Here is a 22,636-nt window from a genome sequence, read left to right on the forward strand (position 1 = left end):
TTCTGGAGGCCTACAAGGCCAAGACCATCATCGTCAACAAGCGCTCCATGGCCGCCGGCTACGCCGGTCTCGACAACGAGCTGTTCTACCTGGACAAGACCATGATGGTGTTTGGCGATGCCAAGAAAGTCGTGGAGGACATGGGCAAGGCGGTGGAGTGATCCTCAGGCGCCGCAACACTTCTTGTATTTCTTGCCGCTGCCGCAGGAACACGGGTCGTTGCGGCCCGGTGTGGCCACCTTGTGCACGGTTTCCACGCGCGGGCCGATGCTTTGCCACATCTCGCGCAGGTTGTACACGGCCCATACGGCGTCGGCAAAGTCGTTCATGCGCTTGAGGCTGAGCGTGGGCGGGCCTTCGCCGTCGTCAAAGGCGGACATCGTCGGCGGGTCGGTGTCGTCCTCGGTCAGCGTGACGATGACGTCGAGTGCGGCATTGAGCCACTTGACGGCCTCCTTGTTGCGCGGCGCGGTCCATTCCTCCGGCCAGGCTTCGACCGCAAACATGAAACCCAGCGCCCACACCTGACCGAAGGACGGCACCTCTTCACCTTCCATGGCGGCGCGTTCTTCCTCGGGCAGGGCGGCGATAGCGCCGCGCACATCCATCACTTCGGGCTGGTAGGCGGCCTCGTCGTCGAGCGCCTCGATCTTGGTGTCGAGCGCCTGCACGACTTCGTTCCAGCGCCGCGCCCACAAGGCCATGAAGCGATCTTGCTGCGCCGCGTCGGCAAACGAGACGTCGCCGTCGGAGTCCTCCGCACCGTTGCCCAGCAACACCGGCAGGTATTCGGCGGTTGGGATCGGACGGCGGCAACAAATCAGCGCGGCCATGAAGCCTTCGCAAAACTCCCACTGCGGCGTCTCGTCGTCGCGCGTGCGCAACTCATCCAGGATGGCGTCGATTTCATCAAACTCGTCGGCGCTCAACAGCTCGGGCGTCAGGATGGCGGTGTCTGCGAAGTCCGCAGCGGTTGGGGGCAGGTCTTGGGTCATGGTCGTGCTCGGGCGAAGAAGGAGGAAGGGAAACCCTGTATTTTGCCCTGCCACCGCTGCTGTTATCGTCAGCGCCAAGGAACCCACCCATGCTGCACTACCTGAACTCCATCTTCCCGGTTCGCTACACCGCCTTGGCGCTGAGTAGCGTGGGCCTGTTGCTCAGCCTCTTCGCCGTAGTGGGTTTCGGCGTCGGCATGCAGGCGGCACTGCTGTTTGCCGCGCTGCTGGGCCTGGGTGTTTTCGACGTGCGGCAGACCAAACGCTCCATCCTGCGCAACTACCCCATCATTGGTCACCTGCGTTTCATGATGGAGTATGTGCGGCCCGAAATTCGCCAGTACTTCATTGAAAGCGACAGCGAGGCCGCCCCGTTTTCGCGGGCCCAGCGCTCGCTGGTGTACCAGCGCGCCAAGGGCGAGCCGGACAAGCAGCCCTTCGGCACCCAGCTGGCGGTGTACGCCGAGGGCTATGAGTGGATGAACCACTCGGTGGCGCCCACGCAGCTGGCCTCGCACGACTTTCGCGTCACCATTGGCGCCGACACGACGCAGCCCTACGAGGCCAGCATCTTCAACATCTCGGCCATGAGTTTCGGCGCCCTGAGCGCCCATGCCGTCCTGGCGCTCAATGCCGGGGCCAAGCGCGGCGGTTTTGCGCACGACACCGGCGAGGGCTCGATCTCGGTCCACCATTGGAAGAACGGCGGTGACCTGATCTGGGAAATCGGCTCCGGCTATTTTGGCTGCCGCAATGCCGATGGCATTTTCTGCGCCGACAAGTTCATCACCAATGCCTGCGACCCGCAAGTCAAGATGATTGAACTCAAACTCAGCCAGGGCGCCAAACCCGGCCACGGCGGCGTGCTGCCCGGCGCCAAGGTGACGCCCGAGATTGCCGAAGCGCGTGGCGTGCCGGTCGGCGTGGACTGCATCTCGCCGGCCTCGCACAGTGCGTTCCATACGCCCACCGAAATGATGCACTTCATCGCCCGGCTGCGCGAACTCTCGGGCGGCAAGCCGACCGGCTTCAAGCTGTGCATCGGCCATCCATGGGAATGGTTTGCCATCGTCAAGGCCATGCTGGCCACCGGCATCACGCCCGACTTCATCGTGGTGGACGGGGCCGAGGGCGGCACCGGCGCGGCGCCGCTGGAGTTCACCGACCATGTCGGCTCGCCCCTGCAGGAAGGCCTGCTGCTGGTGCACAACACCTTGCGCGGCGCCGGCCTGCGCGAACGGATCAAGGTGGGCTGCGCCGGCAAGGTGGTGAGCGCTTTTGACATCGCGCGCCTGATGGCGCTGGGCGCCGACTGGTGCAACAGTGCACGTGGCTTCATGTTTGCGCTGGGCTGCATCCAGGCGCAGCACTGCGCCAGCGGCCAGTGCCCCACCGGGGTCACCACACAAGACCCGCTGCGCCAGCAATCGCTGGTGGTGCCGGACAAGGCCGATCGGGTCTACAACTTTCACCAACAAACGCTGCATGCGCTCAAGGAATTAGTACAGGCTGCTGGCCTGACGCACCCCAGCGACATCACGGCCCACCACATCGTGCGGCGCACGGCGGACCGCAAGGTGCTGTCGTTTGCCCAGTTGATCCTGACACAGTTGCCGGCAGGCGCCTTGCTGCAGGACGAGTTGGTGGGTCTGCCGCTGATCTACCAGCACAGTTGGCCTCTGGCCAGTGCGAACAGCTTCATGCTACAAAATACATAGCTTCTTGCGCACACCCCAAAAGGGCTAGAGCTCTATTTGATATAAAAATGGCTTTATTCGCCATGGATTGCTTCACTGCGTTCGCAATGACGGCAAACGGCAAAAAAACAGGCAGCTGGATCAGATGGGTGCATACCGGGGGTGCGATTCGCCCAAGTAAGATACTTTGTTTGAGGTGTTTCAATTTTTAATTCGTCATCGGACTCGCGAATAATTGAAGCGTTCAAGTGCCACGTCTGCAGCCAGACATCAACTTTGAATTGATACTCTTTGAGTGCCCAACATGTTGACAAACCCTCAATTTCCGAAAACTTGCATGCATTTTTTCGCCTGCGGCGCCAGCAGATATCACGCCCGGCGCATGGCGTGGGTGGCCATCCTGCTGGGCGGCCTGGGCTTTGGCGGCGGGGTTCAGGCGGGCGACAAACTGGTGCTCACCACCGGCGTGCTGGCCCCCTACACCACGCCTGATCACAGGGGGTTTCTGGACCAGATCATCGTGGCCGTCTTCCGTGAGGCCGGGCTCGATGCCGAGTTGCAGGTGTTTCCCACGGCGACCGCACGCGCCCTGCTCAATGCCAATGTGGGCGTTGACGACGGCGAGGCGATGCGCATTGCCGGACTGGAAACGCAGTATCCGAACCTGATTCGGGTACCAGAAACCCTCATCGCCAATGATTTCGTCGCTTATGCCACCCGTTTGCAATTGACCACCGGCAACTGGCAGTCAATTGAGCCCTACGTGCTGAGCTACATCATCGGCTGGAAGATTTTCGAAAAAAATGTCCCCCATGCCCGGGAGGTAACACCCGTGCGGGATGCCGACCAGCTCTTTGGCCTGCTGGCCAATGGTCGCACCGATCTGGCCTTGTACGAGCGCTGGCAGGGCCTGGCCAGAATCAAGGCCATGGGGCTCAAGGCGCATGCGCTGGAGCCGCCCCTGGCCAGGACCGACATGTTCATCTACCTGCACAAGAAACATGAGGCGCTGGTGCCGCGCGTGGCACAGGCGCTGGTGCGCCTGAAAGCCAATGGGACTTACCAGCGCATTTTTGATGCGACCCTGACGTCGCTGGCACCGCGCCTCAACACCACGGGCGATTGATGGGTTTTCTTCCGCTGAGATACCCCGGCCGGCTGGCGCAAAAACTGGCAGCTTTCATCGTGTTGTTCAGTTCGGTGCTGGCGCTGGGCATCACGGCGGCCGAGTTGTCGATCGAGTACCAGCGCGATTTGCGCAGCATCGACAGCCAGATGGCCCAGATCGAGGACGCCTACCTGCCCAGCGTGGTCGAGAACGTCTGGGTGGTTGACCATGAGCGACTGGGCACCTTGCTGCTGGGCATTACCCGCCTGCCCAATTTCAGCCTCGCAGAAATCCGCGTGGAGGGAAAAACGCTGTTGCGCCGGGGTCAAGAGGTGCAGGGAAACGGCGCCCGACGTGTCCTCCCGTTATGGCGCGAACACCGGGGCCAGAAACTGTTGATTGGCGAACTGCTGGTGGCGGCCAGTTACGAGGAGGTCTATCAACGCACTATCAATCGCCTGGTGTTTTTCCTCGGTGCCAATGTACTCAAGACTTTTTTTGTGGTGCTGTTCGTCTTCAGCCTGTTTTACCGCCTGATCGGGCGACACATAGTGCAGGTGGCCCGCCACGCCGGGCAGGTGGCCGAAGACCAGAGCATCGGCCCGCTGACGCTGGAACGCAAAGAGCCCCGCGAAGGCGACGAATTTTCCGAGCTGGTCACCGCCCTGAACCACATGCGCGAGCGCCTGCGCCAGCAGCAGGACTCTCTGCTGGCGCAGGTCAAGGATTTGCGGACCAAGGATGCTGCCATGGCGTCCTCGCTCAATGCCATTGCGATTGCGGATCTTGACGGCACTGTGACCTACATCAACCGCGCCTGCGCCGACCTGTGGCGGCTCGCTCACGAGGATGATGCGCGCGGGCACCCGCTGCGCGAGTACTGGAACGATCCGGTCGCGTTGAGCCCGGTACTGCAGGCACTGCAACACCACGGGCGCTGGCAGGGCGAGCTGCTGGCGCGCCGCGCCGATGGCAGCAAGGCGGACCTGCAGCTGGCGGCCAACATGGTCCTCAATGAGGCGGGCCAGCCGCTTTGCATGATGGCCTCGTTCGTTGACGTCACTGAGCGCAAAAAGGCCGAGAAGAAAATCAACGAACTGGCTTACTTTGACCCCGTGACCGGTCTACCCAATCGGACTTTGCTGATGGATCGCCTGCAGCAGTCCATGGCAGCCAGCACGCGCAATGACCTGTACAGCGCGCTGTTTTTTGTTGATCTGGACAAATTCAAGACGATCAACGACACGCTCGGGCGCGACATGGGTGATTTGTTGCTGAAGAAGGTCGCCAGGCGCCTCTCCCGCCTGGTGCGCGAGGGCGACACCGTGGCCCGCCTGGGCGGTGACGAATTTGTACTCATTCTGGAGGGCTTGAACCTGGAAGAAGGCGCCAGTGCAGCGGCGATTGAAACCATCGCCCACAAGATGCTCGACGCGCTCAACCAGCCCTACCTGCTCGGCGAGGTGACCCACCACAGCTCGGCCAGCCTGGGCATTACGCTGTTCAAGGGCGATTTGGTCAACGCAGAATATCTGATGAAACAGGCCGAGATTGCGATGTACAAGTCCAAAGAAGCCGGGCGCAACGCCTGGGGCTTTTTTGACCCCCGCATGGAATCGGCGGTCAAGGAGCGCGCAGCAATGGAGACCGATTTGCGGCTGGCCCTGGCACAGCAGCAATTCGTGCTTTTCTACCAGCCTCAAGTCAATGGCAAAATCCGGCTCACCGGCGCCGAGGCCCTGATCCGCTGGCTGCACCCACAACGCGGCATGGTGTCGCCGGCCGAGTTCATCCCACTGGCCGAGGACACCGGCCTGATCCTGCCCATAGGCCAATGGGTGCTGGAGGAGGCTTGCGCCCAGCTTGCGCGCTGGGCCGCCCAGCCGGGATTGGCCCATCTCACGATCGCGGTGAACGTCAGCGCCCGGCAATTCCGTCAGCCGAGCTTTGTCGACCAGGTCATGAGCGCCATCCTGCAAACCGGGGCCAATCCGCAACGGCTGAAACTGGAGCTGACCGAAAGCCTGCTGGTCCAGGATGTGCCGCAAGTGATCGAAAAAATGTCTGCCTTGAAAAGCCGTGGCGTGGGCTTCTCGCTCGACGATTTCGGCACCGGTTACTCCTCGCTGTCCTACCTCAAGCGTCTGCCGCTGGACCAACTGAAAATCGATGCCTCCTTCGTGCGCGACATCTTGCTTGACCCGAACGACGCCTCGATTGCCAAAACCATCGTGGCGCTGGCCCACAGTCTGGATCTGAATGTGATTGCCGAGGGGGTTGAAACAGAAGCGCAGCGGGAGTTTCTGGCAAGTTCGGGCTGCCATGACTGCCAGGGCTATCTGTTCAGCAGGCCCGTCCCCATCGCTGATTTCGAGCAGTTTACGCTACAAACTTAATAGCTGCCTGCGCGTGTACGCCAACGGCTAGAAGCCGTTTTTCCATACAAAGCACGGCATTGTCCTTGCTCAAGAGCAGGCTCTTGTGGGCAACGGCCAGATCGATGAACTTCTGGTCATCCGGGTCGGTGCAGGTGACGCCGGCCTTGGGGACGGCATCGACAATGCGCGCCTGAGCATCGAACTGCGCCAGCACCTGCGCGGCGCTGAGCTGGTAGAACGCCAGCCGCACGACAATCTTTGGATAGGCCAGCACCCGTTCCAGTTCATCGCGCATGGGCTGGGTGGCGATCCACTGAATCTCTTGGGCGGCCAGCGCCGCTTTCAGCGGCTGGGTGGCCGGGTCGTTGAAGACGAACGCGTCCAGGACAATATTGGTGTCGAGGACGATCATTTCGCGCGCGCCGAACCCTTCACCATGTCGAAGCGGAACATGCGGCACTCGATCGGCCCGTTCCACATCGGCACGCGGCGCGATTCCTTCAGACGCATCTTGCCCGGCAGCTTGAGGTCGGGCGTCAGCACCCACGCGGTCCAGTTGGGGTAGTTTTTCTTCCAGTGCGTGGCCAGCTGGCTGAAGAACTCGCCGCCGTCTTCGGTTTCGGGCAACTCGCGCGCACCAAAGCGACCCTCTTGCGCGGGCGCTCCCGCCACACCGGCCACCTCGATGCGCTCGCCATAAGGCGGATTGAGCATCATCACGCCGGGGCCTTCCACTGGCGGCATGCGCTGCAAGGCGTCGCCACCGCGGAATTCGATCACGTCAGCGACGCCGGCGCGTTCGGCGTTGCGCTGGGCAAAGTCGACCATGCGGTGCGATACATCGCTGCCAAAAATAATGGGCTTTTGGCCTGGTTCGCGCACCACCTCTGCCTCAGCAGCTTCCTTTTTCATGGCCTCCCACTCCTGACGGCGGAACGGCAAATACTTCTCGAAGGCGAAGCGGCGGCGGCTGCCGGCGGCGATATTGCAGGCCATCTGCGCGGCTTCAATCGCAATCGTGCCGCTGCCGCAGCAGGGGTCGTACAGCGGCAGCAGGTCCTCGTCGCCCTCCATCCAGCCGCTGGCGGCGATCATGGCCGCGGCCAGGGTTTCCTTCAGGGGCGCGTCGCCCTTGTCCTCGCGCCAGCCGCGCTTGAACAGCGGTTCACCCGAGGTGTCCAGGTACAGCGAGCAGTTGTCGGTGGTCAGGTGGGTGTAGATGCGGGCATCGGGCCACTGGGTGTTGACATCCGGGCGCACACCGCCCGCCGTGGCCCGGAAACGGTCGCACACGGCGTCCTTGATCTTGAGGGCCGCAAAGTTCAGCGAGGTCAGCGGGCTGTGCTGCGCCGTGACTTCCACCTTGATGCTTTCGCGGGGCGTGAACCAGCGCTCCCACGCCACCTCACTGGCGGCGCGGTACAGGTCCTGCTCGCTGCGGTACTCGGTGAACGACAACAGCACCAGCACGCGCTGCGCCAGGCGGCTGTAGAGGTTGAGCAGCATCGCATGCGCGAGCGAGGTGCGCACGGCCACGCCGCCGCGTTGCTTGGTCGCACAGCCCGGTGGCAGGCCGGTGATGCGCAGCACCTCGGGTAGCAACAAGTCCTCCACGCCGGCGGCACAGGGCAAAAATAATTGAAGTTGGTTCACGGAAGTGTCCTGTCAGTTAGTCTGTCATTGCGAGTGAAGCGCGGCAATCCAGGGAGCATGGATTGCCGCGCTTCACTCGCAATGACGAAAATTAATTTCCAGCTCGTTACAGCGCTTTTCTCAAGGACGCCGGGGCAATGCGAAGCCCTTCCCGGTATTTCGCCACGGTACGGCGGGCACATTCGATGCCCTGCTCCTTGAGCATCTCGGAAATCTGGTTGTCGCTGAGCGGTTTGTCGACACTCTCGGCACTGATGAATTGCTTGATCAGCGCCCGCACCGCCGTGCTGGAGGCGTTGCCGCCGGAGTCGGTGCCCAGGCCGGAGCCGAAGAAATACTTGAGCTCAAAGGTGCCAAACGGCGTCGCCATGTACTTGGCGGTGGTCACGCGGCTGATGGTGGACTCGTGCAGGCCGAGCTCGTCGGCAATCTCGCGCAGCACCAGCGGGCGCATGGCCAGCTCGCCATGCATGAAGAAACTTTTTTGCCGCTCGACGATGGCGTTGCTGACGCGAAGAATGGTGTCAAAGCGCTGCTGGATGTTCTTGATGAACCAGCGCGCCTCCTGCAAGCGCTGCTGTAGCGCGGCATAGCTGGACGCCTCGTTGCCGCCACCCTTGTGCTGCTTGAGGGCGTTAGCGTAGATGTCGTGCACCCGCAGGCGCGGCATCACATCGGTGTTGAGGCGCACGCGGAACTTGGCTTGCGCGCCCTTGCCGGTCTGGATCACCAGCACGTCCGGCACCACGATGTTGCGTTCGACATCACAGAAGCGCCGCCCCGGTTTGGGCTCCAGACGGCCAATGAGCGCAATCGCTTCGCGCACCAAGGCGTCGGTCGCACCACACAGCTGCACCAGACGTTTCACGTCGCGCCGCGCCAGCAGGTCCATGGGCTGGGCGCAAATGCGCAGAGCGACTTTCACCGCCGCCATCATGGGCTTGCACGCCGGGTCTGTCGCACCTTGATCCAGCAAGGCCTTGAGCTGCAAGGTCAGGCACTCGGCCAGGCCACGCGCGCCCACGCCGGCCGGCTCCAGACTCTGCAGCAGGGACAAGGCCACGGTGAAATGGTGCACCAGCTGTTCGACCTGCTCTTCGTCCTCGCCCGCCAGCCCCTGGGCCAGCGAGAGCAGCGTGTCTTCCAGGTAACCATCGTCGTTCAGCGACTCGATCAGGAAGCGCAGCGCGGCCCGGTCTTCCTCGCTCAGGCGCAGCCCCAGCGCCTGGCGATGCAGATGGCTTTGCAGCGACACCTGGGTGCGCGCCATCTCGGTCACGTCGGCGTCTTCATTGCCGTTCAGGTTGTTGCTGCTGGGCTTGGCGTCGCCGCCCCACTCACTGTCGTCGGGCGACAGGGTCGCGCTGCCGTCCCCGTCCCAACTTTGCCCGTCGTCCGAGGAGAGGGGCGCAACTTCAGAGTCATTTTCGCTTGTAACCCTTGTTTCTGTTACGTAGTCTGCTGCTGAATTAGCAGCAGATTCAGCTTCGAGGTCGTCATTGCGAACGGGTGTGTCGGCCTGTGCCAGACCGAACTCTTCGCGCGGCGGTTCGTCGGCGCTCTGCTCCAGAAACGGGTTCTCGTCGAGCATCTGCTCAACCTCCTGGCTGAGCTCCAGCGTCGACAACTGCAACAGCCGGATCGACTGCTGCAACTGCGGTGTGAGCGCCAGGTGCTGCGAAACGCGAAGGGACAGGCCTTGTTTCATGTGCTCACCGTCGTATCGGGCGCGTGAGTAAAGGCCGCCGCGCCGGGCCGCCCCAAGCAAGGCCAGCCCCCTCGGGGGGCAGTGCAGTACACGCAGTGACAAACGTGGGGGCCATATATCTACATTTTGAAGTGTTCACCAAGATAGACACGGCGCACGTTGGCGTCGTTAACGATCTCGGAAGGTGTGCCTTGCGCCAGCACGGTGCCGTCGCTGATGATGTAAGCATGATCACAAATACCCAGGGTTTCGCGCACGTTATGGTCGGTGATCAAGACCCCGATGCCGCGGCCTTTCAGGAAACTGATGATGCGCTGAATCTCGATCACGGCAATCGGATCGATGCCGGCAAACGGCTCGTCCAGCAGAATGAAGCGCGGCTGGGTGGCAAGCGCCCGCGCAATCTCGACCCGGCGCCGCTCGCCACCGGACAAGGCCAGCGCTGGCGTTTCCCGCAGGTGGTCCACGCGCAAGTCCCGCAACAGGCTGGTCAGGCGCTTTTCGATCTCGCCTTTGGCCAGCGGTTTGCCCGATTCGTCACGCTGCAACTCCAGCACCGCCCGCACATTGTCTTCAACGTTGAGCTTGCGAAAAATGGAGGCTTCCTGCGGCAAGTAGCTCAGGCCCAGCCGGGCCCGCCGGTGGATCGGCATTTGCGCGACCGAGTGCCCGTCAATCGTGATGTCCCCGGCGCTGGCGTGCACCAGGCCGACAATCATGTAGAAGGAAGTGGTCTTACCGGCGCCGTTGGGGCCCAGCAGCCCCACGACCTCGCCCTTGCGCACCACCAGGGACACGTCCTTGACCGCCTTGCGGCTGCCATAAAACTTCTGCAAATGACTGACTTCCAGCCGGCTCTCGCCGCTGGCAACGTCAAGTCGGGCCGGTGCTGCAGGGGCGAATACGTCTTGCGTCACTTTTTCTCCCCGCCCAGCGTCGTGCTGTCGCGCAATACCGGTTTCGGCGCTTGCGCCTTGTTGGCCTCGGCCGACGGCGCGGTTGCGGCCGCGTCCGGCGCCGGCGTCAACATGGCCCGCACCCGCCCGGCCAGACCGCCCTTGGCGACAGCGCCGTCGATGGTGAAAACATCGGTGGTGTTGTTGTACAGGATCACCGCGCCCGTCATCTCGTCGTTCAGCGTGGCGCCGCGGTAACGGCGCAACTGCGCGTTGCTGATGAACTTCACGGTGTCAGCCCGGCTGTCGTACTCGATCGTCTCGCCTTCGCCCTCAATGAACTCCTCCACCCCTTCGCGCTTCTGCCGGAAAAACGCGAGCTTGCCCGGCTCGGCGACCACCACGCCAAACTGGTAGCCCTCGGCATCCTGGCGCACGTCGATCCGGGCGCCCCGGATCAGGATGGTGCCTTTGGTCAACACCACCCGACCGGTGAAGACACTGGTCTGCTTCAAGTCGTCATGACGCAGCGCATCGGACTCCACATTCATGGGCTTGTTGCGGTCGGCTTTCTCTGCGCGAGCCAGTCCCATGGCAAGGGTCAGGCTCGCAATCAAAAGCAGGGAGAAAAGGGGTGATTTCATAAAGGCATGAATCTTGCATTAACGTCGTGCTTTTGATTGTAACGACCATAAGCGGCATCGTGCCACCTCACCCGATCAATGGTGAGGGCAATTGCGTTCTTGTGGGGCTTGTCGGGCATGCACCCTGGACAGATCCATGGTGTGCTGTGCCAGTGACGAATGTAGGAGCTAACGCAACAGCGCATCAACTCGGGGCCGCGTGACGGCCCCTTGCGCTCAAATCACCTCACCGACCGCTGCGCACTTGCGCGGCCAGAAACTCAACGACCGTCAGGGCGCGGTCCATACTCTTGGCCAGCGAACCATCGGTGTAAAAACGACCCGCCACGCCCATGGCGGGCACGCCCTCGACCTTGTAGGCGTTTTGCAACTGGGTGCCGCGGGTCGCCTTGGTCGCGACCGAGAATGAGTTGAACTGCTCCAGAAATTTGGCTTTGTCCACGCCCTGCTTGGCGACCCAGTCGGCGATTTGCTCGCCCTTGGCGAGGTTTTGTTTTTCAGCATGAATGGCCGTAAACACCTTCGCATGCAGTTTGTCCAGCAGGCCCATGGCCTCCAGCGCATAGTACAAACGCTGCTGCGGCACGAAACTGTCCTGGAAAGCCACCGGCACGCGTCGCACCGCCAGATCCTTGGGTGCGCGCTTGCGCCAGGCCTCAAAGGCTGGCTCAAAGACATTGCAGTGCGGACAGCTGTACCAGAAGAACTCGACCACTTCAATCTTGCCGGCAGGTGCTTCCACCGGCGCGGCTTTCTCCACCACCAAGTAATCGGTGCCCGCCTCGGGCGGTTTGCCTTGGGCCAAAGCCACGGATGGTACTAATGCAGAACCTGCCACAGCAGCACCGCAGGCCAGAGAAAAATCACGACGCTTCATCTTCAAACACTCCAGTTAAATCAATCGGACCCAGCCCGGCGCAATAAGTTCAGCGCCACGGGGCCACGGCACCTAGCGCTGCACCCGGACCAGCGCGGTTTCCATGCCGGCGGCCTCCAGCTTTTCCTTGGTTTTGTCAGCCTCTTCTTTTCTGTCAAAGGGGCCGACGCGCACCCGGTACACGACCCGACCCGACTGCTCACGCTCGGTCACTTTGGCTTCCACGCCGCCCAGCGACAACTTGGCCCGCTGGCTTTCGGCATCTTCGGGTGTGCGAAACGCGCCCACCTGGACGAAGTACGAGAACGGTTCCGCCGCCGCGTTGGCCGCACGCGCCTTGGCCAGATCCCCGAGCGGATCGGTAGACACCGCCGGTTTACCGCCATTTTTGGCCGCTGCCGCCACCGCGGCCGCGTCTGGCGATGGTTTCGCCGCCGGCACCGGTGCGGTCGCCGCGACCGGTCCGGCGGAAGGCGCTACGGGAGCCGGGGCCGCCGGAACCACGGGCTTGATCGGATTTTTGCCATACAAGGGGGTATTGGGATCCCAGTCCTTGTTCTTTTTGAGCTCTGCCGCATCCTGATCCGCGCTGCGGCTTTGTCCTTTGCTGACAAACGGGATGGGAACCTTGGTGACATAGACAGCGACCGCCAGCGCCGCACCGAGACCAACGACCACCCCTATGACGAACCCCAGAATGGTTCCCCCGTGCTGTTTTTTCATGTGCTGCCCATTCAACTCGATTTACATTTTCTGCGGAGCGCTGACGCCCAGCACTGCCAGACCATTGTGCAACACCTGGGCGGTGGCAGCGACCAGCGCCAGGCGGGCCAATTTGACAGTCACGTCATCCACCAGGATGCGCTCGGCATCGTAATAACTGTGGTAGCAGGCCGCGAGTTCGCGCAGGTAAAAAGTGACGTCGTGCGGCGCGAAATCCTGCGCTGCAGCGCTCAGCATCTCGGGGTACTTGGCCAGCAACAGCATGAGGGCCTGGGCCTGCGGGCTTTGCAGCGGCGACAGGTCGACCTGGCCCAAGCTCGCCACGTCGCCCCCATCCTTTTCACGCCAGGCGGCCAGCACCGAGCAAATCCGGGCATGCGCGTACTGCACGTAGTACACCGGGTTGTCGTTGTTCTTGGCCACGGCCAGATCCACGTCAAAGGTGTATTCGGTGTCGGGCTTGCGGCTGAGCAGGAAGAAGCGCACGGCATCCTTCGAGGTCCATTCGATCAGGTCGCGCAGCGTCACATAGCTGCCGGCGCGCTTGGAAATCTTGACCTCTTCGCCACCCTTGACCACGCGCACCATGGTGTGCAGCACGTAGTCCGGATAGCCTTGGGGGATGCCCACACCGGCGGCCTGCAGGCCGGCCCGCACGCGGGAAATGGTGCCATGGTGATCCGTGCCCTGGATGTTGACCACCTTCTCGAAGCCGCGCTCCCATTTGGTGATGTGGTACGCCACGTCGGGCACGAAGTAGGTGTAGCTGCCGTCGCCCTTGCGCATGACGCGGTCCTTGTCGTCGCCGTATTCGGTGGACTTGAGCCACAGCGCGCCGTCCAGCTCATAGGTCTTGCCGGCGTCGTGCAGCTTCTTCACCACATCATCGACCTTGCCGCTGAGGTAAAGGCTGGATTCCAGGTAGTAGTTGTCGAACTGGACGGAAAAAGCCTTCAGGTCCAGATCCTGCTCGTGGCGCAGATAGGCCACGGCAAACAGGCGGATGTCGTCGAGCGCTTCCACGTCGCCGGACGCCGTGTACTCGCGGTCGTCCGAGCGCACGGTCTTTTTCGCCTGGAAGTCGGCCGCAATGTCGGCAATGTAGTCGCCGTTGTAAAAGCCCTTGCTGGCGGGGTTGTCGGGGTCCACCGGCCAGCAGTCATCGCCCGGCTTGAAGCCCCGGGCTCGCAATTGGGTGCTGGTCGCGAGGGTGCCGATCTGCACGCCGGCGTCGTTGTAATAAAACTCGCGGTACACCTCCCAGCCTTGGGTCTGGTACAGGTTGCAGATGGCATCGCCCAAAGCTGCCTGGCGGCCGTGGCCCACATGCAGCGGGCCGGTCGGGTTGGCCGAGACAAACTCCACCAACATGCGGTGACTTGTACGCGCCTGGCTGCCAAAGTTGGGGCCCTGCGCCAGCACCTCGCGCACGATTTGTTGCTTGGCCTCGGGCTTGAGCTTGATATTGATGAAGCCGGGGCCGGCAATGTCAATGGCCTCCACCCAACGCTGAAACGGGGCGGCTACCAGCAATTCGGCGCGTAGATTCTCCGCCAGCTGGCGCGGGTTGAGCTTGAGCGGTTTGGCCAGTTGCATGGCGGCCGTGGTGGCGAGATCGCCATGGGCGGCGACCTTGGGCGACTCAAAGGCGGCTTTGGCGCCGGCGCCAGGAGACAGTTTTTCCAGGGCTTGCGCCAGGGATTCGAGCAATTCAATTTTTACAGACAACATGGCGTGATTTTACGAGGGACGCCGATGCCGCCCGATCGGCCCCGCGGTAACGCTTTGTCATCAGATTTGCCAATCCGGGCGTTGTGTGCTGGAATCCAGCCCGGATTCCCCTTCTAAACCCGTTCAAAGGATGCATGATGAAGAAACTGATGACCCTTCTCGGCCTGGCCCTGTCCCTGTCTATGGGCGCTGTCCATGCCGCTGACGCGCCCGCCGCCGATGCCGCCGCCAAGACGCCGCAGCAAAGCAAAATGGCCATGTGCAACAAGGAAGCCACTGACAAAAAGGGGGATGAACGCAAAGCCTTCATGAAGGAATGCCTGAGCGCAAAACCTGTGGCCGCCACCTCCGACAAGAAAATGGCCCAGCAGGAAAAAATGAAAACCTGCAACAAAGACGCTGGTGAGAAGAAACTCAAGGGCGCCGAGCGCAAGACCTTCATGAAAGACTGCCTGAGTAGCTAACTTTCACGTTTAACCAGGCCATGCGGGATGAGGTCAAGCACTGACGTCACGAAGCGCAAAAAAACCCCGCCGGTTTTGCCCGACGGGGTTTTCTTTTGGCATGATGCGACCATGATGTCCCGTTCTCCCCAGTCCCCGTCCATTTCCTGCGTGATCCCCGCCTTCAATGAAGCGCGCAATCTGGGCGCGGTGGTGCCTCATATCCTGGAAACACTTTCGTCTTTAAGTGATCGCATCGAGCTGATCGTGGTGGACGACGGTAGCCGCGACGACACCACGCAAGTCATGCAGGCGCTGTGCGCGGCCCACAGTGAGGTGGTCTACCTCAAGCTCTCGCGCAACTTCGGCAAGGAGCCGGCCCTCACGGCCGGCATCGACGCCACCCGCGGCGACGTGGTGGTCTTGATGGATGCTGACGGCCAGCACCCCGTGGCACTCCTGCCCGAGATGCTGCAAAAGTGGCAAGCCGGCTCGGACGTGGTGTACGCCGTGCGAAAGACCCGCGAAGACCAGTCCGGGCTGCAGGTCAGCCTGACCGGGCTGTTTTACAGAATGGTCAACTTCGGCAACCGGGTCAAGATTCCGGCCAACGCCGGAGATTTCCGGCTGATGGACCGCAAGGTGGTCGACGCCCTGAAAAGCCTGCCCGAACGCAACCGCTTCATGAAAGGGCTGTACGCCTGGGTTGGCTTTAACAGCACGGCCATTGATTACCAGCCGCTGCCGCGTGCGGACGGCAAGAGCAATTTTGGCCTGCGCGGCTCCCTGTCGCTGGCGCTGACCGGTATTCTGGCGTTTTCGATTGCCCCCTTGCGCGCCTTGACCCTGGTCGGGCTGGTGCTGTCGGCCATCGCGCTGGGCTATGGCGGCTGGGTCGTCGGCGAATATTTCTTCTCCGGCATCGCCGTCCCCGGCTACGCCACGATCGTGGTCGGCATGATGTTTTTCAGCGGCATCCAGCTGCTCTCGATCGGCGTGCTGGCGGAATACGTGGGCCGCATTTATGAAGAGGTCAAGCAGCGCCCGCCCTACCTCATCAGCCAGCGCGCGGGGGCCGGACTGGCCACGCCCGCATCGGCCGTGGGCGAAGACCTGCCTCTGGAACGCCAGGAAGCCTCCCTGCTTTGAGCGCCTCCACGTTCTGGTTCCTGGCCGTCGGGGGTACGGCGGCGCTCACGCACATGCTGGTGTTCACGCTGGTGCAACATCTGATGTGGCCCGAGCTGGCCAACGCCCTGGGGTTTCTTGTCGCGTTTTTTGTCAGCTTTGCGGGCCACCGACTGCTGAGCTTCAAGGATGCAGGCACCAGCGTCGGCACCAGTTTGCGCCGCTTTGCCGTGACCGCCCTGGCCGGTTTTGCCAGCAATGAACTCGTCTTTGTGCTGCTCTTGCGCGGCTTTGATATGCCCGCACTGCTGGCGCTATTTATAGCCTTGGTCTTTGCAGCCGGACAAACCTTTGTGTTCAGCCGCTTCTGGGCCTTTCGCCGCTAGCAGGCGGCCCCATGGGGCGGGGCCATCAGGGTCCATGACATCGCTAGATCGCAATACCGCGCCACAAGGGTTCCAGCCACATTTTTTCGAGCTCCCCCAGTCGCTCACCCAGGAGCAGGCATTCGCGCTGGAGCTGGGTCAAACGCTGCTGCAACTCATGGCCGGCCAGTTCCAGTTCAAATAGCTCCGGTGGACTCAGGTCATGGGGGTTGGCACCCCAAAAGCCCAAGGCGTTCCAGGCTTGGCGCAAGCGGTTCAATCGTATGAGGGCGGTGTCCACAATTTCCAGGACCGGGCCGGCCCGGCCTTGCGCCTTCAGAGTCACGGCCAATTGCTGCGCCTGCGCCGTGCGTTCGTCGATTTGCTGCAGTGGCGACCCGTCCGCGAAGGCAGGCTGAGCCGGGGTCGTGGTCGGGTTTTCCGGCACGGCACGGGCCAAATTGCATATGAAACTGCTCCACGCTGGATCATATTCACCGGGCACCACGCGCAGCGCGAAGTCGGCACGGGTCAAGGGCGCACGGGGCGTGCGCAAGATGCCCATGGTGAGCTCGACAACGGCAAGCAGGCGGCCAAGGGACGAGATACCTGGCTCCAACAGGCGCGCTGGATAACCCGAGCCGTCGAGCCGCTCGTGGTGCTCGCCGATGGCCCGGCACAATGTCTGCGGGTAGTCGGTCGTCTTGCTTAACAACATTTGCGCCACCCGGGGGTGAACCATGAGGTGCTTGTGACCCATCAGGTCCAGTGGCGCCTTGGACGTCAGGTATTCGGGCTGAATATAGACCTCTCCGATATCGTGCAATAGCCCGCCGAGCATGGCCATGCGGACGTTCACCGACGAAGACAAATCCGGCCCGCTGGCCATGGCACCCGCCAGCGCCATGGACTCCAGCGCATGCGGCAGGCTGCTGGGTCGGGTGGCCATGGCGGCGGTCAACAGCAGTTGCGCCACCGAATGCAACGGCAATTGCTTGACTTGCTCCAGCAAGACAGGCGCCCAAGGGCGCAGGGCTCGCGCCAGCGCGGCATCCGTGTTCAAGCAGGCCAAAAGGTCCGCATGCAGGCTGAACGAGGTGACACCATCTTCCGCCGCCAGGCAGGTCTCCAGCGGATATCTCAATTTGCGATCCAGCAGCCGCTGCTGCAAGGCAGATGACACGGGTTGCCCTTTGGCCCAGAGCTTGAGCCCCTGCACATCGACGATGTCCTGTGAGGCGACGATGGAGTAGGCCTCGCTCGCCTTGACGATGGCATTGAGTGCGTCGGGATTGGCCTGGTTGTCGCCGGCAGGGGCCATGGTCATGGCCGCCCTCTGCAAGCTGTGGCGTGATTCCACGCCAGTTGGAAAACGCACGCGCGCGACGACCTGAACAGTTCATTCATGACCCAGACTCCCGTTTGGTTTCTTTTGTTGAACTAGAACGTTTATTCTGGCATGAAAGTCGTGTCCACGGGAAACTAGTCGCCCGCGTGGCAGTGAGCGCCCTTGAGATGCGCGCTACTGGCGTTATCGGTGACCCGGGTCTTTGCAGCCGGGCAAGCCTTTGGGTTCAGCTGGTTTCGCGCCTGCCGCCGCCAGCGGGCTGCCTGACTGGTACAGCGCCCAGCCGGCGCCCTGGAAAAACAGCTGCCAGTCGCTCAGACCCGCAGCCATGGTGTTGCCGGTGCGTGCCACAAACCAGTTGCCCGGCACGGCACCGGCCTGGGCCAGCACCACCGGCGATTGCAGCACCCGGGCTGCCTGTTCGTCAAAATCCGCCCCTTCAAACAGCTCGCGCTGCCAGCCGTCGCCCACCTGCTCACGCAATTGGGCCCAGTGCTCCAGCACCACCAGGGGTTTGCGCGTTTGCGCGTAAAACGGCAGGTCGTAGGGATAGGCATCCGACACATACACCGTGTCCGAGGGGCGGGCCGCGCAGGCCAGGGCCTGGGCAATGTCTTGCGTGCGCCCGGTGCGGGTCACGCCGCCGACCTGGGTGACGATGGCCAGCGCGATGCCGATATTGAGCAGGCACAAGCCGGCAAAAATCTTGCCCGCACTGGCACGGTGCGCCATGGCGCGCTCCCAGCCCAGCGCGGCCAGCAGCGCCAGCCCGGGCATGACCGGCAAAATATAGCCAACCAGCTTGGAGTTGGGGATGGAAAAGAAAAGCGTAATCGCCCCGACCCAGATCCAGCACAAACTCCACCATGGCGGGGCCATTAGCGGCGCGGACTTGGGCGCAACGCCGAGTGCGTGGCGAGCCTGCCGGCGCAACTGATTCAGTGCAAAAAACACCCAGGGAAACAGCAGCAGGACCAGCGACAGCAGGTAAAACCACCAGGGCTGCGGGTTGTTGTAGGTGGCCGCGGTGTAACGGTTGAACTGCTGGCCGATGAACATGTAGTCAAACAGCTGTGGGTATTTTTGCTGGGCGACGACAAACCAGGGCAGGGCAATCGCCGCAAACAGCGCCAGACCGGTGAGCCAGGGCAGGTACAGCACTTTCTTGAACTGACGTGTCCAGAGCAGCCAGATGAATATCACCAGGCCCGGCAGCGCAATGCCGATCAGTCCCTTGCTGAGCATGCCCAGAGCGCAGGCCACAAAACCCATACGCGCCAGCGTGGCATCGGGCTTGTCGCCGGCCATGAAGGCAAAGGCAAAACACCAGATCGCCACGCCAATCCAGGTTGCCACCAGCATGTCGTGGTTGATGTACTGGCCGCCGATCAAAAAGGTCAGGCTGGTGCCCAGCATGAGAACGGCGCGGCGGGCGATGGACTCGCTGCTGATGGTGCGCGCCGACAGGTACAGGGCGATGATCATCAGGCCCCCGTGCAGCGCCGGCACCAGACGCAGGGCCAGCTCGTTGACGCCAAACGTGGCCAGCGACATCGCCTCCAGCCAGTACAGATAGGGCGGTTTGTGAAAGAACGGCAGGCCGTTGAGGCGCGGCGTGAGCCAGTCACCACTTTGCAGCATCCAGCGTCCGATTTCGCCGTAACGGCCCTCGTCGGGCACAGCCAGCGGCCGCAGGGACGCCAGCAACAGCAAGAGCAGCCAGAGCGCGGCCAGGGTCAGCCAGGATTTTTGTCGTTCGGTCAGGGAGGTATTCACTGGCGAATTTTAGCGGGCAGGGCCAGGATCACGCGTCTGGCCGTGGGCTAGGTCGACGCGCCCCGAACCAGCTGGACCCGCGCCTGGGCCAGCGCCATGGAGAAGTCGGCCCCGCTCAGATAGGCGAATTCCTGCGCACGCGCCGCGCCGATGACGTCGCCCGGCTCGGCGGCCCGCGCCGGGTGGCACATGATGATGCTGCCGGCCGGGGCGGCGCGCAGCCAGCCGGCCATCCGCCCCGCGTAGCGGGCTTCGGTGCCCGCAAAATCATAAATGCCTAAAAGGGCTGTACCGCACGTCACACCTGCGTTAGAAGCTATCTTTTCAAGAGCAGATGCACCCATCGCCGCGATCACCCGGCTTTTCAAGTCGGCGTGGCCCGCTGGCGCGCGTGAAATCCGCAGATAAGGCAGGCGAGCGCCATAGCGGCTGGCCAGGGCCTGTACCAAGGCCTCGCGAATGCCGGCGAACTGCTGCACATGCTGGTGGCCGTCGACGTAATCGGGCGGCGCCTGCCATTGCGCTTCGAACGCATCCAGCTGGCGCTCGATCACGCCGCGCGCCGCCGTCGGCTCGAAGCCCCCCAGCGCGGCTTTGAGCATGGCCGCGCCCAAGGACAGGCCGTGCCCGGCGCTGATGGCAAAGTCACTGGTCCAGTCCAGGTGCAGGCCGACATCGATGCGCCCGCGCAGCTCGCGCAGCAGCGCCACATCCTGCGCCCAGCGCGGTGACAGCACCATGGCGCTGGTGGCGCTGAGGCGCCCCAGACGCGCCAGCCGGGCAATGCCCAGCGAGGCGCTTTCATGAACGGCAAAGTCATCGGCGCACAGGATCACTCCTTTCATGCCCGCCTCGTCTCGCCTGCCACTCGCATCCGTGTCCATCATTGCGCCTTCCAAAAACCGGCCTGACCGTAATGGTGTTTGAGAAAATCAATCCACAGGCGCACGCGCAGGGGCAGGTGCCGGGCACTGGGAAACACGGCGTAAATGCCGTTGGCCGGGGCGGCGAAGTCTTCCAGCACCGGCACCAGCGCCCCGGCGGCGATCTCGGCCTCGACCTCCCAGGTGCTGCGCCAGGCAATGCCATAGCCGGCCAGGCACCAGTCATGCAACACCTGGCCGTCCGAGCAGTTCAGCGGGCCGCCGGGTTTCAGATAGATGAGTTCATGGGCCTCACCCTTGGGCAGCTTGAAGGCCCAGCCCCGGGTTTGAGAGGCCTCGCTGGACAGGGTCAGGCAATCAAAGCGCGACAAGTCCTGCGGGTGGGCCGGCGTGCCGTGCTGCCTCAGGTACGTGGGCGTGGCCACGCACAGGCGGCGGTTGTCAGCCAGGCGCACGCTGACCAGGGACGAGTCCGGCATGTCGCCGACGCGCACCGCGCAGTCAAAGCCTTCGCCCGCCAGATCGACCACTCGGTCGCTCAGGTTCAAGGAAATGGTGACCTCGGTATGTTGCTCCCGAAATCGCGGCACCAGCGGCGCCACATGGCGCCGCCCAAAGCCGGCCGGCGCCGTGATGCGCAAATGCCCGCTGGCTTTGACGCCACCGGCCGAGACACTGGCCTCGGCATTGGCGAGGTCGGCCAGCAAACGCTGGCAATCCTCCAGAAATGCGCTGCCTTCGTGCGTGAGCGCGATGCGCCGCGTGGTGCGCACCAGCAGCTTGACGCCAAGGCGCGCTTCCAGCGCATCGAGGCGGCGCCCCATGATGGCCGGGGCCACGCCCTCGGCCTTGGCGGCTGCCGTCAGGCTGCCGCGGGTGGCGACGGCGACAAAGGATTCAAGTTGTTTGAGCTGGGCCATGGGGGCAGAGCGCCTCTATTTCTGTGGTGCTGTAACCCAGCTCGGCCAGCAGTTCCGTGCTGTGCTCGCCAAGCCGGGGCGGGCTCAGGCGCACGCCCGGGCGCGCGCCGTCCAACGTGAGCGGCAGCAATACCGTTTTGGTTTGCCGGCCGTCCGGCAGGGTGATGGCGGCCAGGCCGCCGGTGGCGTTCAGGTGCGGATCGTCCAGCAAGTCCTGCGGCCGGGTGATGGGCGCAAACGGCAAGGCGTTTTTCTCGAACACGGCGCTCAACTCGGCCGCGCTGTACGCCGCCAGCCGTTCGCGCAGCACAGGCATCATCCAGTCGCGCGCGCGCACCCGGTCGTTGTTGCTGCGCAGGCGCGCGTCATTCTGGAGGTCGGCAAAACCGAAGGCCTCGCAGAACAGGGCCCAGGCGGTGTCGCTGACCACGGCCAGGAAGATCTGCTCGTTGTCCTTGACCTTGAACACGTCGTACACGGCCCAAGCCGAGATGCGCGCCGGCATGGGCGCGGCGGCCTGGCCGGTGACGGCGTACTGCATCATGTGCTGCGCCACCAGGAACACATTGTTCTCGAACAGCGCGCTTTGCACCTCCTGGCCGACACCAGTTTTTTCACGCGCACTGAGGGCGGCCATGGCGCCGATGGCACCGAACAGGCCGCCCATGATGTCGTTGATACTGGTGCCAGCGCGCAGTGGGTCGCCCGGGCGCCCGGTCATATAGGCCAGGCCGCCCATCATCTGCACCACCTCGTCCAGCGCCGTGCGCTGCGCGTAGGGGCCGGGCAGAAAACCTTTGTGGCTGACGTAGATCAGGCGCGGGTTCAGGGCCTTCAGGCTGGCGTAATCGAGCCCCAGTTTCTTCATGGTGCCGGGCTTGAAGTTTTCGCTCACGATATCGGCGGTGGCAATCAGGCGCAACACCGCCTCCTTGCCCTGCGGCGTCTGCAGGTCCAGCGCCAGGCTTTTCTTGTTGCGGTTAAACATCGGGAAAAAGCCGGCGCCGGAGCCGAGCAACTGGCGCGTGGCGTCGCCGGCACGGCCGTGGCCAATCGGCTCGACCTTGATGACTTCGGCCCCCAGGTCCGCCAGCACCAGGCCGCAGGTCGGGCCCATGACCATGTGGGTGAATTCGACGACGCGCAGGCCGGCATAGGGCAACGGCTTGGCCGTACCGTGGGGTTCTGTCACGTCGGACGCTGATGCCAGAGCGGCGGACGCGGGACGTGGCGTCCAGCCTTTGGGCAGACCCGCCTCCGGCGTCATGCCATAAAGCGGCTCGCCCGGCAGGCCGGCCGTCAGCGGCGCGCGCGCGGCCATGAGTTTGTCGAGATCGACGCCGGTGGCGACGCCCATGGCCT

Annotated in this window: 21 protein-coding genes; 7 read left to right on the forward strand and 14 right to left on the reverse strand. The window is 63.0% G+C overall.

The genetic code is table 11. The annotated features are described in order from the left end of the window. A partial coding sequence (locus C5P05_RS29825) for an NAD(P)(+) transhydrogenase (Re/Si-specific) subunit beta (protein ID WP_198674913.1) occupies positions 1-161 on the forward strand: 161 nt, incomplete at its 5' end. A 3-nt stretch (positions 162-164) separates the two neighbouring features. Here C5P05_RS29825 and C5P05_RS29830 read toward each other — a convergent pair. After that, positions 165-995, reverse strand: a complete 831-nt coding sequence (locus C5P05_RS29830) for a UPF0149 family protein (RefSeq protein WP_114973510.1) — start codon at positions 993-995, stop codon at positions 165-167. An 89-nt stretch (positions 996-1,084) separates the two neighbouring features. Between C5P05_RS29830 and C5P05_RS29835 the strand changes: the two genes are divergently transcribed. The 3 genes from C5P05_RS29835 to C5P05_RS29845 all read left to right on the forward strand — a co-directional run bounded on the left by C5P05_RS29835 (position 1,085) and on the right by C5P05_RS29845 (position 6,196). After that, positions 1,085-2,713 carry an FMN-binding glutamate synthase family protein gene (locus C5P05_RS29835; protein ID WP_114973511.1) on the forward strand — a complete coding sequence of 543 codons (1,629 nt, stop codon included), beginning with the start codon at positions 1,085-1,087 and terminating at the stop codon, positions 2,711-2,713. A 316-nt stretch (positions 2,714-3,029) separates the two neighbouring features. Then, positions 3,030-3,818, forward strand: coding sequence for a substrate-binding periplasmic protein (locus tag C5P05_RS29840; RefSeq protein ID WP_157979489.1), 789 nt, complete (start codon positions 3,030-3,032; stop codon positions 3,816-3,818). Further along, the gene (locus C5P05_RS29845; RefSeq protein WP_114973513.1) at positions 3,818-6,196 is read left to right on the forward strand and encodes an EAL domain-containing protein; all 2,379 of its coding nucleotides are present in this window, start codon (positions 3,818-3,820) and stop codon (positions 6,194-6,196) included. The genes C5P05_RS29840 and C5P05_RS29845 overlap by 1 nt, the downstream gene beginning before the upstream one ends. Here the strand turns inward: C5P05_RS29845 and C5P05_RS29850 are convergent. The 8 genes from C5P05_RS29850 to argS all read right to left on the reverse strand — a co-directional run bounded on the left by C5P05_RS29850 (position 6,180) and on the right by argS (position 14,410). Continuing rightward, complete coding sequence (locus C5P05_RS29850; protein ID WP_114973514.1) at positions 6,180-6,590, reverse strand: putative toxin-antitoxin system toxin component, PIN family; 411 nt, start codon at positions 6,588-6,590, stop codon at positions 6,180-6,182. The two genes, C5P05_RS29845 and C5P05_RS29850, sit on opposite strands and share 17 nt — an antisense overlap. After that, positions 6,587-7,831, reverse strand: coding sequence for a THUMP domain-containing class I SAM-dependent RNA methyltransferase (locus tag C5P05_RS29855; protein WP_114973515.1), 1,245 nt, complete (start codon positions 7,829-7,831; stop codon positions 6,587-6,589). Before C5P05_RS29855 ends, C5P05_RS29850 begins: the two co-directional genes overlap by 4 nt. A gap of 106 nt (positions 7,832-7,937) precedes the next feature. Beyond that, positions 7,938-9,539, reverse strand: a complete 1,602-nt coding sequence (gene rpoN, locus C5P05_RS29860; protein ID WP_114973516.1) for an RNA polymerase factor sigma-54 — start codon at positions 9,537-9,539, stop codon at positions 7,938-7,940. A gap of 119 nt (positions 9,540-9,658) precedes the next feature. Next, a complete protein-coding gene (gene lptB / locus C5P05_RS29870; RefSeq protein WP_114973517.1) occupies positions 9,659-10,456 on the reverse strand; it encodes an LPS export ABC transporter ATP-binding protein in 798 nt (265 codons plus the stop codon). Next, positions 10,453-11,079, reverse strand: a complete 627-nt coding sequence (gene lptA, locus C5P05_RS29875; RefSeq protein WP_114973518.1) for a lipopolysaccharide transport periplasmic protein LptA — start codon at positions 11,077-11,079, stop codon at positions 10,453-10,455. The genes lptB and lptA overlap by 4 nt, the downstream gene beginning before the upstream one ends. Before the next feature lie 226 nt (positions 11,080-11,305). Beyond that, positions 11,306-11,956 (reverse strand): thiol:disulfide interchange protein DsbA/DsbL, encoded by a 651-nt coding sequence (locus C5P05_RS29880; protein WP_114973519.1) that lies wholly within the window; start codon positions 11,954-11,956, stop codon positions 11,306-11,308. Between the two features lie 72 nt (positions 11,957-12,028). Continuing rightward, positions 12,029-12,679, reverse strand: a complete 651-nt coding sequence (locus C5P05_RS29885) for an SPOR domain-containing protein (RefSeq protein ID WP_114973520.1) — start codon at positions 12,677-12,679, stop codon at positions 12,029-12,031. Positions 12,680-12,700: 21 nt separating this feature from the next. Next, entirely contained in the window at positions 12,701-14,410 is a 1,710-nt protein-coding gene (gene argS / locus C5P05_RS29890; RefSeq protein WP_114973521.1) for an arginine--tRNA ligase, read from the reverse strand. A gap of 137 nt (positions 14,411-14,547) precedes the next feature. On the opposite strand from argS, the gene C5P05_RS29895 reads away from it, so the two are divergent. The 3 genes from C5P05_RS29895 (at position 14,548) to C5P05_RS29905 (ending at position 16,367) form a co-directional block, all read left to right on the forward strand. Beyond that, entirely contained in the window at positions 14,548-14,874 is a 327-nt protein-coding gene (locus C5P05_RS29895) for a PsiF family protein (protein WP_114973630.1), read from the forward strand. Between the two features lie 111 nt (positions 14,875-14,985). Then, positions 14,986-16,002, forward strand: a complete 1,017-nt coding sequence (locus tag C5P05_RS29900) for a glycosyltransferase family 2 protein (RefSeq protein WP_114973631.1) — start codon at positions 14,986-14,988, stop codon at positions 16,000-16,002. Next, the gene (locus tag C5P05_RS29905; protein WP_114973522.1) at positions 15,999-16,367 is read left to right on the forward strand and encodes a GtrA family protein; all 369 of its coding nucleotides are present in this window, start codon (positions 15,999-16,001) and stop codon (positions 16,365-16,367) included. The genes C5P05_RS29900 and C5P05_RS29905 overlap by 4 nt, the downstream gene beginning before the upstream one ends. 43 nt (positions 16,368-16,410) lie before the next feature. Here C5P05_RS29905 and C5P05_RS29910 read toward each other — a convergent pair whose 3' ends face one another. The 5 genes from C5P05_RS29910 to C5P05_RS34795 form a co-directional block, all read right to left on the reverse strand. After that, positions 16,411-17,673: an HD-GYP domain-containing protein gene (locus tag C5P05_RS29910; protein WP_114973523.1), complete on the reverse strand. Its 1,263-nt coding sequence runs from the start codon at positions 17,671-17,673 to the stop codon at positions 16,411-16,413. A gap of 204 nt (positions 17,674-17,877) precedes the next feature. Beyond that, complete coding sequence (locus C5P05_RS29915; protein WP_114973524.1) at positions 17,878-19,470, reverse strand: ArnT family glycosyltransferase; 1,593 nt, start codon at positions 19,468-19,470, stop codon at positions 17,878-17,880. Positions 19,471-19,517: 47 nt separating this feature from the next. After that, on the reverse strand, positions 19,518-20,357 hold the full coding sequence (locus tag C5P05_RS29920) for a ChbG/HpnK family deacetylase (protein ID WP_232834722.1): 840 nt from the start codon (positions 20,355-20,357) through the stop codon (positions 19,518-19,520). Continuing rightward, positions 20,354-21,274, reverse strand: a complete 921-nt coding sequence (locus C5P05_RS29925; RefSeq protein ID WP_114973525.1) for a LysR family transcriptional regulator — start codon at positions 21,272-21,274, stop codon at positions 20,354-20,356. The genes C5P05_RS29920 and C5P05_RS29925 overlap by 4 nt, the downstream gene beginning before the upstream one ends. Further along, positions 21,252-22,466 carry a CaiB/BaiF CoA-transferase family protein gene (locus tag C5P05_RS34795; protein WP_332871375.1) on the reverse strand — a complete coding sequence of 405 codons (1,215 nt, stop codon included), beginning with the start codon at positions 22,464-22,466 and terminating at the stop codon, positions 21,252-21,254. Before C5P05_RS34795 ends, C5P05_RS29925 begins: the two co-directional genes overlap by 23 nt. Positions 22,467-22,636 lie beyond the last annotated feature (170 nt).

The sequence above is a fragment of the Rhodoferax ferrireducens genome (genome assembly GCF_003347515.1).
Lineage (GTDB): Bacteria > Pseudomonadota > Gammaproteobacteria > Burkholderiales > Burkholderiaceae_C > Rhodoferax.

What these genes read in the sequence shown, in the direction of transcription:
- C5P05_RS29830 (WP_114973510.1), bottom strand. Translation starts at nt 995, where the DNA reads ATGACCCAAGACCTGCCCCCAACCGCTGCGGACTTCGCAGACACCGCC.
- C5P05_RS29835 (WP_114973511.1), top strand. Translation starts at nt 1,085, where the DNA reads ATGCTGCACTACCTGAACTCCATCTTCCCGGTTCGCTACACCGCCTTG.
- C5P05_RS29840 (WP_157979489.1), top strand. Translation starts at nt 3,030, where the DNA reads ATGCATTTTTTCGCCTGCGGCGCCAGCAGATATCACGCCCGGCGCATG.
- C5P05_RS29845 (WP_114973513.1), top strand. Translation starts at nt 3,818, where the DNA reads ATGGGTTTTCTTCCGCTGAGATACCCCGGCCGGCTGGCGCAAAAACTG.
- C5P05_RS29850 (WP_114973514.1), bottom strand. Translation starts at nt 6,590, where the DNA reads ATGATCGTCCTCGACACCAATATTGTCCTGGACGCGTTCGTCTTCAAC.
- rpoN (WP_114973516.1), bottom strand. Translation starts at nt 9,539, where the DNA reads ATGAAACAAGGCCTGTCCCTTCGCGTTTCGCAGCACCTGGCGCTCACA.
- lptA (WP_114973518.1), bottom strand. Translation starts at nt 11,079, where the DNA reads ATGAAATCACCCCTTTTCTCCCTGCTTTTGATTGCGAGCCTGACCCTT.
- C5P05_RS29880 (WP_114973519.1), bottom strand. Translation starts at nt 11,956, where the DNA reads ATGAAGCGTCGTGATTTTTCTCTGGCCTGCGGTGCTGCTGTGGCAGGT.
- C5P05_RS29885 (WP_114973520.1), bottom strand. Translation starts at nt 12,679, where the DNA reads ATGAAAAAACAGCACGGGGGAACCATTCTGGGGTTCGTCATAGGGGTG.
- argS (WP_114973521.1), bottom strand. Translation starts at nt 14,410, where the DNA reads ATGTTGTCTGTAAAAATTGAATTGCTCGAATCCCTGGCGCAAGCCCTG.
- C5P05_RS29895 (WP_114973630.1), top strand. Translation starts at nt 14,548, where the DNA reads ATGAAGAAACTGATGACCCTTCTCGGCCTGGCCCTGTCCCTGTCTATG.
- C5P05_RS29900 (WP_114973631.1), top strand. Translation starts at nt 14,986, where the DNA reads ATGATGTCCCGTTCTCCCCAGTCCCCGTCCATTTCCTGCGTGATCCCC.
- C5P05_RS29910 (WP_114973523.1), bottom strand. Translation starts at nt 17,673, where the DNA reads ATGACCATGGCCCCTGCCGGCGACAACCAGGCCAATCCCGACGCACTC.
- C5P05_RS29920 (WP_232834722.1), bottom strand. Translation starts at nt 20,357, where the DNA reads ATGATGGACACGGATGCGAGTGGCAGGCGAGACGAGGCGGGCATGAAA.
- C5P05_RS29925 (WP_114973525.1), bottom strand. Translation starts at nt 21,274, where the DNA reads ATGGCCCAGCTCAAACAACTTGAATCCTTTGTCGCCGTCGCCACCCGC.